Annotated in this window: 11 protein-coding genes; 3 read left to right on the plus strand and 8 right to left on the minus strand. The window is 57.6% G+C overall.

Annotated features, from left to right (window positions below; genetic code table 11):
- The first annotated feature begins 232 nt into the window (after positions 1-232).
- Positions 233-1,852 (plus strand): L,D-transpeptidase family protein, encoded by a 1,620-nt coding sequence (locus BLS30_RS07800; RefSeq protein ID WP_090227875.1) that lies wholly within the window; start codon positions 233-235, stop codon positions 1,850-1,852.
- Positions 1,853-1,899: 47 nt separating this feature from the next.
- Here the strand turns inward: BLS30_RS07800 and BLS30_RS07805 are convergent, their stop codons facing one another.
- Positions 1,900-2,496, minus strand: coding sequence for an NnrU family protein (locus BLS30_RS07805; RefSeq protein ID WP_046475199.1), 597 nt, complete (start codon positions 2,494-2,496; stop codon positions 1,900-1,902).
- Between the two features lie 380 nt (positions 2,497-2,876).
- Here BLS30_RS07805 and BLS30_RS07810 point away from each other — a divergent pair, with 380 nt between their 5' ends.
- The gene (locus BLS30_RS07810; RefSeq protein ID WP_090227878.1) at positions 2,877-3,542 is read left to right on the plus strand and encodes a hypothetical protein; all 666 of its coding nucleotides are present in this window, start codon (positions 2,877-2,879) and stop codon (positions 3,540-3,542) included.
- A gap of 6 nt (positions 3,543-3,548) precedes the next feature.
- On the opposite strand, the gene BLS30_RS07815 is transcribed toward BLS30_RS07810, so the two are convergent.
- The 7 genes from BLS30_RS07815 to BLS30_RS07845 all read right to left on the minus strand — a co-directional run bounded on the left by BLS30_RS07815 (position 3,549) and on the right by BLS30_RS07845 (position 12,108).
- Positions 3,549-4,487 (minus strand): class I SAM-dependent methyltransferase, encoded by a 939-nt coding sequence (locus tag BLS30_RS07815; RefSeq protein ID WP_046475195.1) that lies wholly within the window; start codon positions 4,485-4,487, stop codon positions 3,549-3,551.
- Between the two features lie 4 nt (positions 4,488-4,491).
- On the minus strand, positions 4,492-5,331 hold the full coding sequence (locus BLS30_RS07820) for a TrmH family RNA methyltransferase (protein WP_046475193.1): 840 nt from the start codon (positions 5,329-5,331) through the stop codon (positions 4,492-4,494).
- The gene (locus BLS30_RS07825; protein WP_046475191.1) at positions 5,324-6,241 is read right to left on the minus strand and encodes an RsmD family RNA methyltransferase; all 918 of its coding nucleotides are present in this window, start codon (positions 6,239-6,241) and stop codon (positions 5,324-5,326) included. Before BLS30_RS07825 ends, BLS30_RS07820 begins: the two co-directional genes overlap by 8 nt.
- A 140-nt stretch (positions 6,242-6,381) precedes the next feature.
- The gene (locus BLS30_RS07830; RefSeq protein WP_090227881.1) at positions 6,382-6,753 is read right to left on the minus strand and encodes a Crp/Fnr family transcriptional regulator; all 372 of its coding nucleotides are present in this window, start codon (positions 6,751-6,753) and stop codon (positions 6,382-6,384) included.
- A gap of 125 nt (positions 6,754-6,878) precedes the next feature.
- Positions 6,879-8,010 (minus strand): peptide chain release factor 2 gene (gene prfB, locus BLS30_RS07835; protein WP_139165305.1). Its coding sequence is split into 2 segments (ribosomal slippage): positions 6,879-7,940 and positions 7,942-8,010, totalling 1,131 coding nucleotides; the frame shifts between segments, so codons are not numbered across the junction.
- Positions 8,011-8,110: 100 nt separating this feature from the next.
- Positions 8,111-10,663: a penicillin-binding protein 1A gene (locus BLS30_RS07840; protein ID WP_082100901.1), complete on the minus strand. Its 2,553-nt coding sequence runs from the start codon at positions 10,661-10,663 to the stop codon at positions 8,111-8,113.
- A 251-nt stretch (positions 10,664-10,914) separates the two neighbouring features.
- The gene (locus BLS30_RS07845) at positions 10,915-12,108 is read right to left on the minus strand and encodes an N-acetylmuramoyl-L-alanine amidase (protein ID WP_244512391.1); all 1,194 of its coding nucleotides are present in this window, start codon (positions 12,106-12,108) and stop codon (positions 10,915-10,917) included.
- Positions 12,109-13,078: 970 nt separating this feature from the next.
- Between BLS30_RS07845 and BLS30_RS07850 the strand changes: the two genes are divergently transcribed.
- Entirely contained in the window at positions 13,079-16,222 is a 3,144-nt protein-coding gene (locus BLS30_RS07850; protein WP_090227883.1) for an Rne/Rng family ribonuclease, read from the plus strand.
- The last annotated feature ends 25 nt before the right edge of the window (positions 16,223-16,247 follow it).

Consider the following 16,247-nt stretch of genomic DNA (forward strand, 5'->3'; position numbering starts at 1 on the left):
ATACCAGACTTTGACGCGTACGCCTGAAAATTGAGCAGTCCGGAGCCGGCACGTTGAACTTCGGCAACATGTTGCCAGCGACCTGACATTCAGAATGAGGATCAAGTTGCATGATCGCCAAGCCGCCTGATAACCAAAAAAGGTGCGAGCAGTAACCGACGGTTAGCCATCGGATTCCTATACTGCCAGTAATATTTTGCGTTCGCTTTTTTTGAGATGGGTTGATTTGCTTATGACGGGGATGGGGTCGCCGACACGGCGCAACTGGAAGCCTCGTGGGCTCCTGTTAGGGTTAACGCTGGCACTCCTAGCTGGCATTGCTCCGATAACTGATGCTACTGCGAAAAAGCGCTCGAACACGCCGCAAAGTTCGGCTGAAGAAGTCTCCGGGCCATTAACGATCGTGGTCTCGTTACGCCGACAACGGCTACACATCTTCGACGCAAACGGACTCGTTTCCTCTGCGCCTATCTCTTCAGGCCGCGCAGGCTACCGCACCCCAAAAGGCATCTTCACGATCCTGCAAAAGCGTCGCCGTCACTATTCGAACCTGTATGGTGGCGCGCCCATGCCCAACATGCAGCGTCTGACGTGGTCGGGCATCGCTCTACACGCCGGCCCGTTACCCGGATACCCAGCGTCACACGGCTGCATTCGACTTCCGAGCAGTTTCTCCAGATATCTCTTCAGCCTAACGAATCTCGGTGGTCGCGTTATCGTGACGGATGAGCCGGTGGCCCCGGTCCGGATCGCCCATCCAGCGCTTTTGAAACCCTTACCGCCAGGCAACCCGCCAGCCACCGTACAAACAGCTAGCTTGGTTCAAACTGCTAGCCCTGGCGCGACGCCCCACAGCACAGATCTTCTCCTTGGTGTAACGGCGGCAAATGCAGCCGAAACGCTTGGCAGTGAAAAACGCACCCGCGCATCCGTCGCCGCAGCCCGTGCACAGGAGTTGATTGATCTTGAAGCAACTCTCACCCGGTGCCGCAACGAAGAACAGGAGATCGGAGCCGAATTGACGTCAGCCAATCTCGCATTGCGCTCCGCCATCGAGGCTGTAAAAACCGCGGAAGTGGAACTGGGCAACGTCCATGGTCTCATCGATGCGACCGCATCAGCAAAAAGCAAAACGGCCGATGAAATGCTCGCGTTCATGACAAAGAACGCTCAGGTCGAAGGTGAGGAGGCCATCGCAAAAGCGATGGCTGAGGAAGACACCCTCGAAACAAAAATGTTGGAACAGATTGCCACTTACGAGCTTGCTCTAAGTGATGAAAAAAGCTTGCGACGCCTGATCGGTGACCGGCGGTTGGCTGCCGGTCAAGCCAAAGATCATCGTGACGGCATTCTGAGACGGCACATCGCTGCCCGCAAAGCGGCAGTCGCAGCATCAGCCGCGCTGGACAAGGCCAAGAAAGCTGATGCGCGTCGTGATAAGCCGATCTCAATCCTACTGAGCCGGAAAGCCAGCAAGATGTATGTGCGTCAGGGCTACGACGACATTTTCGAAGCTGCCATTGAATTTCAGCATCCGGATGCGCCGGTCGGCACGCACGTCTTTACGGCGCTGACTTATACGGAAGACGGTGCGGATTTGGAGTGGCATGCGGTGACGGCAACGACACGCAGCGTCTCTAGGAAATCGTCAAAGACGAAAGGCGAAGTAATCCAGACGGCCAACCTTCCAAAGCAGACACCAGGGAACGCAATCGAACGGGTCAACATTCCCCAGGAAATCCGTGATCAACTCGCCGAACATTTAAAGCCCGGCTCCTCCATCATCATTACTGATGAAGGCAGAAGTTACGAAACCGGCAAGTACACGGACTTGATCGTAGAGTTCCGTTAAGAGCTCAGTGGCCGCCACGTGAGCGGCCACCCAGAACCCGCTTCCGCTCAGGTTCCGCCTGCCCCACCAACCAGCGGCACGCCGATTAGCCACGCATGTCCCCAAAACAGCATCGCCGCATAAAGCCCAAGGCCCAACACAACCACGAGAACATCGTTGATCACCGGCGCATTAGCGCCACCTGCCCCCATGTTTCCACGGTGTTTGAGGCTAATCCGGTCGTAAACGGCATACGCCAGGAAGCTGCCGAATAGGACGATCGAAGCGACATCCCCATTGGCCAACAGGTGCGCCAGAGCCCAAATCTTGATCGCCACCAGCATGGGATGCTTCACCGCCGCCCGAATGCGTGAGGGAATATAGGCGGCCACGAGGAGGATCATCGCTGGCAGCATGAGGGTGAATGCCACGTGCCGCGTCCATGTGGGCGGATACCAGAGTATCGGGTTCTTTGATCCCAACATGGCCTGCATTTTTGCGAAGCCGAGAACGATCATCACAAAACCGATAAGGGCCACAATGGAGAACACTCCCTTGTAGCCCATCTCGCCAAATCTCACTGCGAGACCATCGCGCAATGGGCGGTTCGTTGGCACCAGATGGATCGCAAAAAAAAGCGCAAGCCCGGCTATGAGCAGCATCATCGTCAGTGTTCTCCCCTCGATCGAGACACGGTGTAGAAACGCACATCAGACGCGGCGATGCATGTCCACCGTCATTAAGCTCCAGGTAATTCCTTGGCTGAATACCTGAATTCTGCCGCAAAAGCTGCCTCCACCTTTTCTTCACGGCAATCGGATAAGCTGTGGAAATCTACACGTATTGCCGAAATGCGACATGCAGTATAATTTCACCTCACGGGAGGGTTGAGGGACCCAATCGTGGTTTATGTGGCAGTAAGCTAGGGCCCGGGCTGCGGCGGCGATGGGCCGGGAACGGTGTTCGTGCGTACTCGCTCACCCGAAGCCACGGGATGCGCCGTGGTCTGCCGACTCCTCACCGATCGCCGGTCGGAGGAGGGGCTATGATGTCCCTGTTCCGCGGCTCAGCCCGATCCGACGAGGAAACCAAGGCACGGGCGACCGCCCCGCCTCGCATGCGTCGCCGCCTCAATCCATTACAGCGACAGGCCGAACACCCCCCGACGCCAACAGTACCTTCTGACGTCGAATGGCGCCTTGAGCAGGAATTATCTGCTGTTTTGTCCCGTCGACCGATGAGACATCGTCACTTCGACGATCAGACAGAACGTTCGCACGCCTACGCAGACATCGAAGCCCCCGAACCTCCAGCGCGTACATTGCCCTTCGTCGGGCCGCATCCTTCAACCTTGAATCAGACGATCGAGGAAACGGGAGAGACAGACAGCCTCTTTTTCGTAGACAAGTACGCAGAGGAAGAGGTTTGGCCCAACACAAAAAATGCGGGCGCTAGATCATCGGATCTTGAGAATACGAACTGGCTGCTCACCGCGCGACGCGCGCGGCGCAATCGTGGCCTTCGCCGTATCGCGTCCTGGCTTATCACAATCATCGTAGGCGGTTTTATTATCTCGATCGCAGCCGCGATCCTGTTTGGAATTCCAGGCAACGAAAAATTTGCCTTCCGGAAAAACGCCGCTTTGGAAGCTCCGGCCGTTAGCGAACCCACCCGAACTGCGCTGACCAAACCACGGTGGCGACTAGACTGAAACCGGTTAGGGCAGATAGCCCCTGTCGAGATCCATCGTGACGCGATCAAGGCGTGAGCCAGTACCGGACAAAACGTCGGCCTGCCATTTCAAGTGAGTCCCGGCTTGCGGCGAAGTCTTCGAACCGATAGCAAACTTCAGCTGTGCTTTCGCGGGCACCTCAAGTGGCCGCTCCAGTGGAAAATAAAGCTGCTCCCAATGGGTCTTTGCAGCCCCTGGTCCCGTTGAGATGCTCACACCCTCAATCAATTCTGCCTGCCACCAGACAGCAAACCCGTAAACAGTACTCTCCTTACTCACGCTCCAAGAAGCTTCACCGCTGCGGTTTGCCGAATTGTGCTTGCTGAGATCAACGTGATCCCATTGCCGCTGTCCGCCCTCAAGCAACTCGCTCTCGCGCAATCGCCGCACATAGACATTGTTGAGGCTCATTAGCTGAGCGTCCGTCAAATCCAGCCCAAAGCGTTTTCCCGTTTCGCCCCAAACCGTCAGCTCCCGATGCAAACGAGCACCAATCACGGGCTGCACAAATTGCGAGATCGCGCGCGGTATGATCTTGCCCCCCTTCTTGAGGAACCGCCGCCGCGCATCATTCAAGGTCGCGATAATGTCTTCTTCAAAGGCGTAGTTGCCGAGCGTTTCGCTGACGATCAGATCTACCTTGGGCGGATCGTACATCTCTGTCGAATGGCACGGCATCAAGTGACAGTTGTCAAAACCGCTACGCGCAATCGTTCGCTCGGCGACGCTGGCCACCTCGCCGACTTCATAGAGAAAGATCTCCTTCGCACCAAGCTGCGCCGCCATCACACCTAACAACCCGGTCCCCGCTCCTATGTCGGCAACAACCGTTTCCCCCGGTTCGATCAGAGCTTTCAACGCGCGATGAAAGGCGACGTTGCGAACGGTATCGGCGATCAATGTACGGTGATATTCGATGCGCATCAGGTCAAATGCTCAGATGAGGGCCACGGATCTGATAAAGGGTCAGCGCCGTAGCAATAGCCAGGTTGAGTGAATCGAGCTTCCCCGCCATCGGAATTTTCACGCGCCGGGAACAGGCTTCCGTCAGTTCTGCTGAGAGCCCTGGCCCCTCGCTTCCCATGACAACCATGACCGGCCCGCGATAAGCAACGTTGCGGAAATCATCGCTCGCACGCAGATGCAGGCCGACAACGTCTCCTGGCCACTGCACGCGCCACGCCAAAAATTCCTCGCGCTGCATCTTCACAAGCGGCGTGGAGAAAATGGAGCCCATCGTGGCGCGTACGCATTCTCGCGAATAAGGATCACAACAATTGCCGACCAGGATAATGCCGCGCCCACCAACAGCATCCACGGTCCGGATCATGGTCCCGAGATTTCCAGGATCACGAACCTCCTCGAGCACAAGCCAAAGATCATCCGCATTTTGTGTGTTGGCGTCAGGCGCGACACCCCAGCGCTGGTCGAAAACGCCGAGCATGGCCTGAGGATTGTCCTTCGACGAAACCTTCGCAAGCACCGCTGAGGAAACTTCCAGAACCTCGGCATGATCCGCCAGGGCCGACTTAATGAGATCGCGCGCAACCGAACCGCTCGCCTCCTGCGGTTCGTAGATCAAGGTCCGCACTTTGAAACCCGCCTGTCGGGCGGTCACAAGGATCGACGCACCCTCCGCAACGAACAGTCCCGTCTCGCGCCGCGCTTTGCGCATATCGAGAGCTCGCACAGCCTTGATGCGGTCGTTCTGTAGGCTGGTGATTGGTCGGGGACGAGAGGCCTCACGGCCGTACGCGCGATCAGTCATCCCGCCACCATCTCACAAAGAGCGAAGTCGGCACGGCGTTACCTCCATGTACGGGAGAGATAGCCAACTCACCGATGGAAAACCGCCCCTCAGATCCTTCCACGACCTGTTCTGCAAGTTGACCGAACGCCAACGCAGACGCGCGGATGGCATACACCGTCAATATGAATGCGGAATTCTCTGGTGCCAACAAGCGGCTGCAGTCTTCAAGAAAGCCCGGAAGGCTCTGAAACAAATCCCACGTCTCGTTCTTCGGGCCACGCCCGAACTTGGGTGGATCGATAAGAATGACATGATAGGTGTTGCCGCGCCGGACCTCACGCGCAACGAACTTGGCCGCGTCATCGAGCATCCAACGAATAGGCGCATTTTCAAGCTTGGAAGCCGACTGATTTTCCTTCGCCCACCCGATCGCCTTTTTCGAGGCATCGACGTGAGTAACCTCAGCTCCCTGCGCAGCCGCAATCAGCGATGCCGCGCCGGTGTAACCAAATAGATTGAGGACACGCGGTCGCTCTTTACCGCGCGCGGTGACACGCGCGATTCGTTCGCCCATCCATTGCCAATGCGGTAACTGCTCGGGGAACAAACCGATGTGCCACAAGCCCTGCAGGCGGCAGATCATGCGCGCTTGAAGCACATCGACGGGCCAACCATCCGGCACAGCTTTGTCGATGCGCCATCGTCCCTTTTCCTCATCCTCATCCGACGCGGAAAAGACCGCATGAGCGCGCCCCCAACGGTCCGCCCCAAGCGCGGGCTTCCACAGCGCCTGCCGCTCGGGGCGATCAACGATCACGCTTCCAAACCGCTCAAGCTTACGCCCACCGCCGGAGTCCAAAAGCTCATAGCCTTCGCACCCCGGTGTGACGATCAGTTCGAGCGAATTGCGGTCAGGAGAAGTTGCCATAAAGAACGTGGGTAAGCTGCGGGATGACACAAAACGAAAAGACGTCTCTTCCAAAGACAGACCGATGGATACGCCAAGTTGGCGCCTCCCGCCAAATCCGTCCGAACACACGCTCTTTCAGTTTAGCGGTTGTAGCACCGCTACAAACTCTCGTTCGTGCGACGGATACGGCCCGCTAATAGACGCATAAGCCTCAAAGCGAATTCCGGATCATGCCGCACGAGTTCATGAAACGCGGCGCGGTCAATTGGGAGAACCTCGGTTGGCTCCTCTGCAACGGCAGTTGCGCTACGCGGAGAGCCATCGATCAAACTCATTTCACCGAACACGCCGTTAGCTTCGATGTTTTCCAACACCATGCCACCGGCTTTGATGCTGACGCGGCCTGAACGGACGACATACATGCAGTCGCCACCGTCGTCCTGCACGAAAATCCGCTCACCAGGCGCAAACTGCGCAGCCGCTGCGCCCACCCGCTCAAGAACACCGATATCAATCATCGGCTCGCTCATCTTCCGCCTCGACATCACAGGTTCGAGTGCGAAGCCTATCCCTCAGTCGTAGGATCGACAAGCGAGATAGCCCGCGGAACTGGCCAGTTGGTTGACGCCGCGGGCCAATCCGGATGGTTCACAGATTATTCGACGTCTTCGACCTCTACAGGCCCGCCACCCTTGATCCGCTGCGCGAGAGCCGCTTCAAGGAAGAGGTCGATCTCCCCGTCCAAAACCGCACTCGGATTGCCGCTCTGCACACCCGTCCGCAGATCTTTGACCATCTGATAGGGCTGCAAAACGTACGAGCGGATCTGATGCCCCCAACCGATCTCCGTTTTGGAAGCAGCTTCCGCGTTGGCCTTTTCCTCGCGTTTCTTGAGTTCAAGCTCATACAATCGCGATTTCAACATAGCCCAGGCAATCGCACGGTTTTTGATCTGCGAACGCTCTTGCTGGCTGGCCACGGCGATGCCGGTTGGGATGTGCGTGATGCGCACAGCCGAGTCGGTTGTGTTGACGTGCTGCCCGCCCGCGCCCGACGAGCGATAGGTATCGATCCGGCAATCACTCTCGTTGATATCGATATCGATATCGTCATCGACCACCGGATAAACCCACACGGACGCAAAACTGGTGTGCCGGCGCGCGTTGGAGTCATACGGTGAAATGCGCACGAGCCGGTGCACGCCTGACTCCGTCTTGAGCCAGCCGTAAGCATCCTCGCCCTTGATCTCTAAGGTCGCCGACTTGATGCCTGCTTCTTCGCCCGGGCTCTCCTCGATCAACGAAACGCGATAGCCGGCGCGCTCCGCCCAACGCATGTACATGCGCGTGAGCATCTCTGCCCAATCCTGGCTTTCCGTGCCGCCAGCACCGGCATGGATCTCGACAAAGGTATCGTTGCCATCGGCTTCGCCCGAAAGCAGCGCGGAAACGCTGCGCCGCTGCGCTTCCTCATCAAGCTTCTTGAGCGCCGCCTCTCCCTCGGCAACGGTCCCCGCGTCGTCTTCCATCTCGCCAAGTTCGATCAGCGTCACGCAGTCGTCGAGATCGCGCTCCAGGCTCTCGTACGAATTGATCGCCCGCTCCAGCGTCTGACGCTCGCGCATCACTTTTTGCGCACGCTTCGGATCTTCCCAGAGGTTGGGATCCTCAGCCCGGCGATTCATTTCATCGAGACGGTCTTTGGCTGTATCCCAGTCAAAGATGCCTCCGTAGGAGGGAAAGCGCCTCTTGGATGGAATCAACGTGCTTTTGCGGTTCAGCGCGCATTGCGGCCTCAAGTGAGTTGAATTGTTCTGAATCTGGCGGTGGATATAGTCACGCCCACCGTGCCTGTAAACGCGACCCATTCACGGGAATATTGCCCGGGTTACCAGAACCCGCCGCGTCCGGAGCCGAAACTGCTCGGTGCAGGACGGCTACTATAGCCGCTGCTCTGGCTGTCGCCCATATAGGCGCCCCCACCATCGGGATCGGAAAATCCAATAATGGAATAGGCGTCGTCAGGCTCTTCGTTCGGCTTGAAAGCCTCCATAATGGCTTGATCGTCACCCGGTTCTGCCCGAAGTCCCGTAGTTCTGTTAACGAGCACAAGCTTGATGCCGGGCGGAATACGGAACGGCGTCGCCGGCTTATCTTGCAACGCATACTCCATGAAGTCACTGAACACAGGGGCCGCCACTTGGCCGCCAGTCATGCCTTTACCCATCGGCCGTGGCGTGTCGTAGCCAATAAACACACCCACGACGAGGTCCGGCGAATAACCTACGAACCAGGCATCCTTCTCCTCGTTCGTGGTACCGGTCTTGCCCGCGAGAGGACGATTGAGCTTCTTCAACCGCGTTGCCGTACCGCGCTGAACGACACCTTCAAGAATTGACGTCATCTGATACGCCGTATGCGGATCTATGATTTGACGCCGATCATCAGGGATTTCCGGCTCTTCTTGCCCCATCCAAGCCCGCGCCGTGCAATCCGGGCACTGGCGCGCATCATGCCGCCATACGGTCTTACCCCAACGATCCTGAATGCGGTCGATAAGCGTGGGATAAACTTTCTTGCCGCCGTTAGCCAGGATGCTGTAGGCCGTCGCCATACGCAGAAGCGTCGTCTCACCCGCACCAAGGGACATCGAGAGTACCGGCAGCAGAGAGTCGTAAATGCCGAAACGCTGCGCATACTCCGTGATCAACGGCATGCCCATGTCCTGAGCCAGCCGCACGGTCATCTGGTTTCGCGACTTCTCAATACCGATACGCAGCGTCGACGGTCCGTAGGACTTGTCCTTGTCGTAGTTTTCAGGCCGCCAGATATCCTGCCCAGGCCCCTGCTCGATTTCGATTGGAGCGTCCAGGACGATGCTTGTCGGCTTGTAACCGTTGTCAATCGCGGCCGCATAAACAAACGGCTTGAAGGCGGAACCCGGCTGCCGCTTAGCTTGTATCGCCCGGTCAAACTGACTGATATCAAACGAAAATCCACCAACAACTGCGAGCACACGACCAGTGTGTGGATCCATCGCGACAATGCCACCACCCACCTCCGGAATCTGCATCAGCGACCATACGCCGGTGATGTCATCCGGGTCCTTGGGAGCGACAAAAACGACATCGCCAACAGATAAGACGTCGGTTACCGACTTCGGCGCCGAACCATTCGATTTCGCCCATTTGACTTCATCGAACTTGAGTTCAACCGCCTCACGTTTATCGACAAGCGACCCATCCTGGTGCTTCTCTGGCTTCAAGCCCACGATCGCCTTTGAGGACTGCGTATCGAGCACAACGCCGATCCGCCAGGGCGCAAGATCCCCAGGTGCATCGACCTTATTAAGCGCCGCACCCCAATCACCCGCGACATCAATTTTAGCGTGCGGACCGCGCCAACCCTTGCGTCGATCTACAGTAACAAGGCCGCTCATGAGAGACCGGCGCGCGTATTTCTGAAGCACGGGGTCGAGCGTCGTGCGCACCGATAGCCCCCCACCGTAAAGCTTGTCCTCTCCGTATTGCGAGAGAAGCGCGCGACGAACTTCCTCGGCGAAGAAATCGGCGGCGAAGATGTGAGCGCCAAACGAGCGAATATTGACCTTTAGCGATTTCGCTTTGGCCTCATCCGCCTGTTCTTGAGAGATATAACCATTCTCCAGCATCTGACCGATAATCCAGTTCCGCCGCTCAACAGCGCGCTCGGTATGACGGAACGGATGGTAGTTGTTCGGTGCCTTTGGCAGCGCAGCCAGATAAGCCGCTTCCTCAATGGTCAGATCCTTGAGCTCCTTAGAGAAGTAATTGAGGCCTGCAGCCGCAACACCATAGGAGCCGATGCCGAGATAGATCTCATTAAGATAGAGTTCGAGAATCTTGTCTTTCGAAAACGTGCGCTCGATACGTATGGCCAGAATGGCCTCTTTGAGCTTGCGCTCCATCGTACGATCGCTCGTCAACAGGAAGTTCTTGGCGACCTGCTGGGTAATCGTCGAAGCACCCTGCACGCGGACCGACTTACCGAGTGCTTTAGCCTCCACCACCTTGAAGACAGCACGGGCCACACCCTGGAAGTCAATGCCGCCGTGTTCGTAGAATCGGCTGTCTTCCGCGGACAAAAACGCGGCAATCACGAGCTTCGGTATTGTGTTGATTGGCACAAAGATCCGCCGCTCTCGCGCATACTCCGCGATTAGAGAGCCGTCATGCGCATGAATCCGCGTCATCACGGGCGGCTCGTACTCAGCAAGCTTTTGGTAGTTGGGCAGATCATCCGAGATACGCATCAAGACGTACCCCGCACCCGCCGAAGCAACGAGAAAAACGACCACAAACGCCGCGAAGCCAAAGCCCAGCACGCTCAATAAAAGGCTCCGCCCGCGGCGCTTCTTGGTCTTTCGGCGCGGCGCGGGTGGGGGTATGGTCGGCGCTCTCATCAGCTCCTAGACCTGCATAAATTGCTCGCGTCGGCCCTGCTCAACGCAACCGCCGACATTTCATTGGCTGGAGACGAATTTAACATGCATTGTGGCATCACGTCGTCGCCGCCTTAGAATTTGAGATACGTACACGCAATGAACGCCACGTTATCAATCATTGTCGTGTGACAAAAAACCTGCCTGATCGCAAGCCCGCGCCATGTCCCATGCAGTATAGATCACGGATTGGTAAATGCTGGGTACAAGCTTCAGTGGGAACGGCGCTCAAAGAAAGCGTCAACCGCGTCAGCAATGGATACCGAAACAGATTCACGCCATTTTTGAGACTGCATCATTTTCTTGTCTTCTGTATTGCTGAGGTATCCAAGCTCGATAAGAACAGAAGGCGTGCGGGTCTGCTTGAGCACCTTGAACGCAGCCGACCTTTGCGGAGACCGCGCCAACCGCAGTTTCTGTCGCATCTCTCCTACAAGCGTCGAAGAAAAATCCGCTGAAAAATTGGCCGTCTCGCGTTTCAGCAAATCCGCCAGAATACTGCGAACCTCGAAGGCGCCCTCCGACTCGTCCGGGTTCAGGCCCGCAACCGCATCAGCGCTGTTTTCCTTCTCCGCCATTCGCCGCGCCATAGCATCCGAAGCTCGCTCTGAAAGAGTGTAGACGGTCGCCCCTCTTACGTACTTGGCTGAATCGGTATCGGCGAGAGCATCAGCATGCAGAGAAATAAACAGGTCCGCCTTTTTCTCTGACGAAAACATCAAACGATCATCGAGGGATACAAAAACATCGTCAGTTCGCGTCATAAAAGTTTGATAGCCGCCGCGCTTCGTCAACTCTCGATGCAGCTGCTTGGCAACTTCAAGAACGACGGATTTCTCGTAGATCTCGCTTCCCCCGAGAGCGCCAGGATCGACACCACCATGCCCAGGATCGATAACGATGACCGGCTGGGCGTTGCGCGGGTGAACCGCTTCGGCGTCATCCACAGGCCTAGAACGGCTCATCTCCCGTTTGCGCGCTCCGCCGGTACCAGTGCCAAACGTCGCTGCGTCCGTTGCGCGCAAAAGCAAATTGAGCTGTACCCCCTCACCTTCCGGAACATTGATCATCTCGGCCCGGGCGATAACAACCGGGAGTTCGGTGTCCATCACGATGCGGGATTTACGCGGTGCGAAGAGCCCATACCGAAAGGCCTTTACCAGCCCTACCCCGGAATGGCCTGCATCAGCGGTCAGCCGAAACGAAACGTCCGGCATATCGATGATGACCCGATAAGGATTGGCCAAAGTGAACACTTCGGCAGGAACCCCAGCTGACAGTGTCAGGCTGAAAACGGTCTCGTCGCGATCACCCTCGACTTTAGCGTCGGTCGCAACAACACTCGCCGCCGCTGGCAACGCGCTGACAACTATCGCCAGCACAATGGCCACCAGCGCCCACATCATACTAAGTCCGCTGCGCCTCGCGATGCGCAATAGTTAGCCCCCCGGCTGACCTTTAACCTTAAAAAACAATCGGCTCCCCCGAGCCCACTGTCTTTCGCAAATCCGCGATCGAATCACCGCCTGCGGTGATTCGTGCAAGCCACCGCAGTATCTTCCCATATGTAACAACACGACATGCATTAACGGATTATTTGCCCGCAGACTACAAGCTAGAGCCTATAACTTCATGGCTCAGGCGGGCCCAAGGTCAAGTTGAAGGCCTTGCGCGATTCGCCTGTTCGTCATAAAGAATTGTAATGGTCGTTCGGAATGCGACAGACGGGATGTGACTCGGGTCGCAACTACGGCAATTACGGCGCTTGCAGCCCACCCTTTATAGCGGATTGGCGCTGACCTTAGCGAGTAGCCGCGCATTTCCAACAACCGGTGGTGGCATCCTCCGTGGTGCGCTCCCGTATCGACCCGTGTGACCGTTTAATTTGGGCCGGTGCCGTTTTTGCGCCGTTATTTAGGCCTGCAACGTTTCTCAGGGACGATCGCTCAGCGCCCCAGGCGAAGATGGTGCTTTTTTTGCGAAGGTCTGCCGCGTGCCAGGACCATTGGCTTCGCAGATCCTGTCTTCTGGTGGGCATGCCCGAGCATTACCGCCCTTTCCTCCCCCTTTTTCAAAAGGGGACTCGTTTCAGCCCGGCGTCGCAATTCGTGGCGCGGCAGCCGGTTCATAAAGCTAAGTAAGCTACGCAATGCCTAATGCACGCACGACCAACCTGAATGCTCAAGAGCGCCGCTCGGCGCTCAGCAGCTGCTGCCGGAATGATTTCGGCCCGGGTCGGACGCGCGACAATCGTTCCACCTCTAACCCCAACCACTTAATCGCCACAGCGCGCATCGCCCCCGTGCGATCGAACCGCGCTGGCCATTCATCCATGACGGCCGATCCGCCAAGCGGGCAAGCCCAGGAAAATCTTCAATGTCAGAAAACAAGATGCTTATTGATGCCGCGCACCCGGAAGAGACCCGGGTCGTGGTTCTTCGCGGAGGTCGCGTAGAGGAATTCGACTACGAATCAGCGGCTCGCAAACAACTGCGCGGCAACATTTACCTCGCCAAGGTAACGCGCGTTGAGCCGGCGCTGCAGGCTGCATTCGTTGACTATGGCGGCAATCGCCACGGCTTCCTTGCCTTTAACGAAATCCATCCGGACTACTATCAAATTCCGATTGCTGACCGCATTGCTCTCCTGGAAGAGGAAGCAGCAATAGAAGCGGAAGAAGAAGCTGAAGCAGACGCGCGCGCCGAACGCATGGCAGCACGCCGCGCCCGCCGCCAGAATGCGACGCCCTCAAAGGACTCGGATAACGACGACGACAACAATACGAACGACGAGTCCGACGAAGCGGAAGACGTCCATGCCGCGTCGTCGGACGACCATGATTGGGACAACGACGGCGAGGACGGCGACAACGAAGCTTCCGTCGCCGATGATGCTGACGCTGTCACTGCGGATGAAACCTCGGAAGAGGCCGTCCAAGCAGAGAGTGTCGGAAGCAAAGACGACCCGGTAGACCCGCCTTCGGACGAAGACTCCGGGCAACAAAATGGTCCGAAAACGATCGCCATTAACATGGCGCGCGACGAAAGCCTCTCGGAAGAGTTGTCCACAGAAGGCGACAGCGAAAGCTCCGACAGAACGGAAGTTCTGGTGGACACTGATGTTGCAGAGGCTCTCACCGCCACCGTCTCAGAGGCGCGTCCGAACACAGAGGTAGACGCAAGCCCTGCTGCTCCGGAAGAAGCCGAAGAAACGGCACCTGCGGACGACGACACCGACGGAGATACGACAACCGCATCCGCAGACACGGACGCAATCGAAAACGTCGGCGACAGCGAAGATGCCTTGGAGGAACTGCCCTCCAGGCCGCGGCGCTCGCGCCGTAGCTACAAAATCCAGGAAGTTATTAAGCGTCGTCAGGTCCTGCTGATCCAGGTTGTGAAGGAAGAACGCGGCAACAAGGGCGCCGCCCTGACGACCTACTTGTCACTTGCCGGCCGCTACACCGTGTTGATGCCGAATACCGCACGGGGCGGCGGTATCTCACGCAAGATCACCAATCCCCAGGACCGCAAGCGGCTGAAGGCCATCGCTACGGAGCTCGAAGTTCCGGAAGGAATGGGCCTGATCATCCGCACGGCCGGTGCCGCACGTACGAAGCAGGAAATCCGGCGTGACTTCGAATACCTGCTGCGTCTGTGGGAAAGCGTGCGCGAACTCACACTGCAATCAACAGCTCCAAGCCTCGTTTACGAAGAAGGCGACCTGATCAAACGTTCGATCCGCGATCTCTACAATAAGGAGATCGACGAGGTCGTCGTGGCAGGTGAAGATGCGCACCGTGAAGCGAAAAGCTTCATGCGCATGCTGATGCCGAGCCACGCCAAGAACGTTACGCTCTATAAGGACGCCGAGCCTCTCTTCACACGCTATGCTATCGAACGTCAGTTGAACGCCATGTTCAGCCCGTTCGTCACATTGCGTTCCGGCGGTTATCTCGTCATCAACCAGACCGAAGCGTTGGTTGCTGTCGACGTGAACTCGGGCCGCTCCACCCGCGAGTTCTCGATTGAAGAAACGGCGCTCCATACCAACTTGGAAGCAGCCGATGAAATCGCCCGCCACCTTAAGCTGCGGGACTTGGCCGGATTGATCGTTATCGACTTCATCGACATGGAGGAGAAGCGCAACAACCGGGCCGTGGAACGTCGGCTCAAAGAGGCGTTGAGGCTGGACCGCGCCCGCATTCAGGTCGGCCGTATCAGCCCGTTCGGCTTGCTGGAAATGTCCCGTCAGCGCCTGCGCACAGGTGTTCTCGAAGGTTCCACGTCGCAATGCCCGCACTGCCAAGGCACCGGCATCATCCGCTCGACTGAATCGATTGCACTCGCTGTTCTGCGCGCCCTCGAAGACGCTGTGATGAACAAATCACGCGGATCGTTGATCGCGAACACCACGGCCGAAGTCGCCTTGTACATTCTCAACAACAAGCGCGACTTCATCATCGACATGGAAGCGCGCCACGGCTTCCCAATCCTCGTTCAGGCTTCGGAAAAAATGGCCGGCGCCAACTTCACGGTCGAGAAAGGCTCCGCCCCCGCGCAGGCCCCGACCCCACGGCGCGCGGATCGCAGCGCGGTCAAGATGGATTGGAACTTCGACGAGGCCGAGGTCGTCACGGAAGCTTCTGACAATTTCGACAATGAAGATGGGAACGACGAAGCGACCGGTTCGGGCGAAGAGGACAACGGCCGGCGCAAACGGCGGCGTCGGCGCCGGACGCGCCGCGGTGGCAGCGAACGTTTGGCCAACGCAGCCGACACAAGCGCCAGCGAGAACCTCGTCGAAGCATCAGACGATATGGATGAAGACGAGCAGGATACGTCCACATCAGACGATGGCGAAGCCAGCGATGACACCACAATAGAGTCTGCTGACGGGTCCTCGGAACGCCCCTCACGTCGTCGTCGTCGCGGGCGCCGCGGTGGCCGCCGCAACCGTGAACGCAACCGGACAACGGCAGAAGGCGAAGGCGAACACGCAGACGGTACACAAGATGCCGCCAGCGAAATTCCCGGCCTCGGCCCCCAACCCTCGATTATCGAAATCTCGACCGAACCGCGTGCAGAGGCTGAACCCACACCGGTGCGTGAGAAGGCCGAGCCATCATCAGAAACCGTCATGAGGGTGACGGAGCCCGCATCGGAAACTGTTGAAGCCGTAATACCACCGGCTGAACTACAGCAATCCGTTACGGAAGAAGTCACCACCGAAACGCAAAACGAACCTGCCGCGTCAGTCCAGGCCCCCGAAACCACGCCGCCAGTCGAGGCCGAAGCTCCGGTTGCCACGAAGGATAAACCGGTTCCCGTCGTCGCTGCTGAAGAACCTAGAGCCCCTGAATCAACACCGGCTCCGAATGGAGGGCTGCGTCTGCAGCGTGTAATTATGGGGCCAGACCGTTCCGTAGAAACAGGCCTCGATGCGACCTTGGAGCCATCCGAAGATAAGCCCGCGCGCAAAGGCTGGTGGCAACGTAAACTTCTGGGAAGCGACAGCTAAGCTGTCCCGCCTCTAAATCGCGAGA

Origin of the sequence: Filomicrobium insigne, from assembly GCF_900104305.1 — a bacterium.
Classification (GTDB): Bacteria; Pseudomonadota; Alphaproteobacteria; order Rhizobiales; family Hyphomicrobiaceae; genus Filomicrobium; species Filomicrobium insigne.